Source organism: Echinicola sediminis, from assembly GCF_054777495.1.
In genome coordinates, this window is record NZ_BAAHAP010000211.1 from 1 (window position 1) to 2,246 (window position 2,246).

The 2,246-nt window shown below is 37.1% G+C and carries 3 protein-coding genes; 2 read left to right on the forward strand and 1 reads right to left on the reverse strand.

Translation table 11 applies throughout. The annotated features are described in order from the left end of the window. The first annotated feature begins 22 nt into the window (after positions 1-22). Positions 23-340: a transposase gene (locus ACYVAA_RS22740; RefSeq protein ID WP_460546340.1), complete on the forward strand. Its 318-nt coding sequence runs from the start codon at positions 23-25 to the stop codon at positions 338-340. A gap of 201 nt (positions 341-541) precedes the next feature. Here ACYVAA_RS22740 and ACYVAA_RS22745 read toward each other — a convergent pair whose 3' ends face one another. Next, the gene (locus ACYVAA_RS22745; RefSeq protein WP_460546342.1) at positions 542-727 is read right to left on the reverse strand and encodes a hypothetical protein; all 186 of its coding nucleotides are present in this window, start codon (positions 725-727) and stop codon (positions 542-544) included. 376 nt (positions 728-1,103) lie between these two features. Here ACYVAA_RS22745 and tnpA point away from each other — a divergent pair, with 376 nt between their 5' ends. Beyond that, positions 1,104-1,568 (forward strand): IS200/IS605 family transposase, encoded by a 465-nt coding sequence (gene tnpA, locus ACYVAA_RS22750; protein ID WP_460546345.1) that lies wholly within the window; start codon positions 1,104-1,106, stop codon positions 1,566-1,568. The last annotated feature ends 678 nt before the right edge of the window (positions 1,569-2,246 follow it).

Here is a 2,246-nt window from a genome sequence, read left to right on the forward strand (position 1 = left end):
GGGTGCAAAACACTTATTGTAAATGGCACCGAAGATCATGTTCATTGTTTTTTTTTCGCTATTACCTTCTGTAACGGTATCAGAAGTGATGAAACATGCCAAAGCTAAATCTTCAAAGTGGGTCAACGAAAAGAATCTAATTGACCATAGATTTGAATGGCAAAAAGGATTTGGAGCTTTTACCTATAGCAAATCACATGTTTCAAATGTCTTTAAATACATTGAAAATCAGGAAACACATCATCAAAAACTTTCTTTCAGAGAAGAATACATTCAAATGCTGAATAAGTTTGGAATACCATATGAGGAAAAATTCATCTTTCACACACCGTTAGAGTAATAGACTTGGTTTAATATCAACCATGCCTAAAGGCATTTTTGGGTACTGCTCTCTTCTTATCTACGTGGGTTAAAACCCACCCTTAAAATAACGATCATGCCTAACGGCATTAATTTAACCGATCATTAATTTCCTCTATAAGGAAATTAAACCATTTCTGTTATCCGAATAGCTGCCAAGCCTCTCTAGTAATCTCAAGTCTTATAATAATACGTTGATGGTAAATTCAAGTGCCAGCGGCACGGAGCATTCTGTAACAAAGGGATTCATCCATTGTAAAAATGGTCTAGCCTTCCCCCCAAGTGCCATAGGCACGGCAGATTTTATTAGGTCATGTCCAATACATTCTCTTGAACAGTTGACTTCAAGGGCTTTAATATCAACCATGCCTAAAGGCATTTTTGGACACTACTCTCTTCTTATCTATGTGGGTTAAAACCCACCCTTACAATAACCATCATGCCTAACGACATTAATTTAACCGATCATTAATTTCCTCTATGGGAAAATTAAACCATTTCTGTTATCCGAATAGCTACCAAGCCCCTCTAGTAATCTCAAATTAATCGATGCCATTGGGATGTTAAACCCAAGTGCCAGCGGCACGATGCGTACTGTAACAAAGGGATTCATCCCTGAGAAAAATGGCCTAGACTTTCCCCTAGAGTGCCAGAGGCACGGCAGATATAACTGGAGACTATCAAAAAAATTCTTATATTTTATATGTAATTATATACTTCATTTTTAACTAGATTTTTTCGATATGGCTAATACCTACCACCAAATGTATGTTCATACAGTTTTTTCTGTGAAATTTAGAAAAGCATTCATTTCAAATCAGTGGAAAACAAAACTGTTTGCAGTAATAGGGAGTTTGATCAATGAAACTGGGTGCAAAACACTTATTGTAAATGGCACCGAAGATCATGTTCATTGTTTTTTTTCGCTATTACCCTCTGTAACGGTATCAGAAGTGATGAAACATGCCAAAGCTAAATCTTCAAAGTGGGTCAATGAAAAGAATTTAATTGACCATAGATTTGAATGGCAAAAAGGATTTGGAGCTTTTACCTATAGCAAATCTCATGTTTCAAATGTCTTTAAATACATTGAAAATCAGGAAACACATCATCAAAAACTTTCTTTCAGAGAAGAATACATTCAAATGCTGAATAAGTTTGGGATACCATATGAGGAAAAATTCATCTTTCACCCTCCCTTAGAGTAAGAGACTTGGTTTAATATCAACCATGCCTAAAGGCATTTTTGGGTACTGCTCTCTTCTTATCTACGTGGGTTAAAACCCACTATTACAATAACAATCATGCCTAGCGGCATTAATTTAATCCATTATTACTCTCCCCGAAGATGTAAAAATCCCTATTGCCTTCACTAGTTTATCTGTTAAGACCATTATAACCAAAAACATTTGATGACATCTTCATTGTAAAACCCAAGTGCCAGCGGCACGATGCGTACTGTAACAAAGGGATTCATCCCTGAGAAAAATGGCCTAGACTTTCCCCTGAGTGCCAGAGGCACGGCAGATTTTATTGGGCATTGTCCGAAACCTACCCCCTTGAGCAGTTGTATTCATAGGCTTTAATAGCAACCATGCCTAAAGGCATTTTTGGGCACTACTCTCTTCTTATCTACGTGGGTTAAAACCCACTCTTACAATAACAATCATGCCTAACGGCATTAATTTCCCCCATTATTACTCTCCCCTATGATATAAAAAGCGCTATTGTCATCACTTTTTTATCTGTTAAGTCCTTTATATCCTAAAAAAATTTGATGACATCTTCATTGTAAAACTCAAGTGCCAGCGGCACGAAGCATCCTATAACGAAGGGATTCATCCCTGAGAAAAATGAGCCAACTTCCCCTAGAGTGCCAGAGGCAC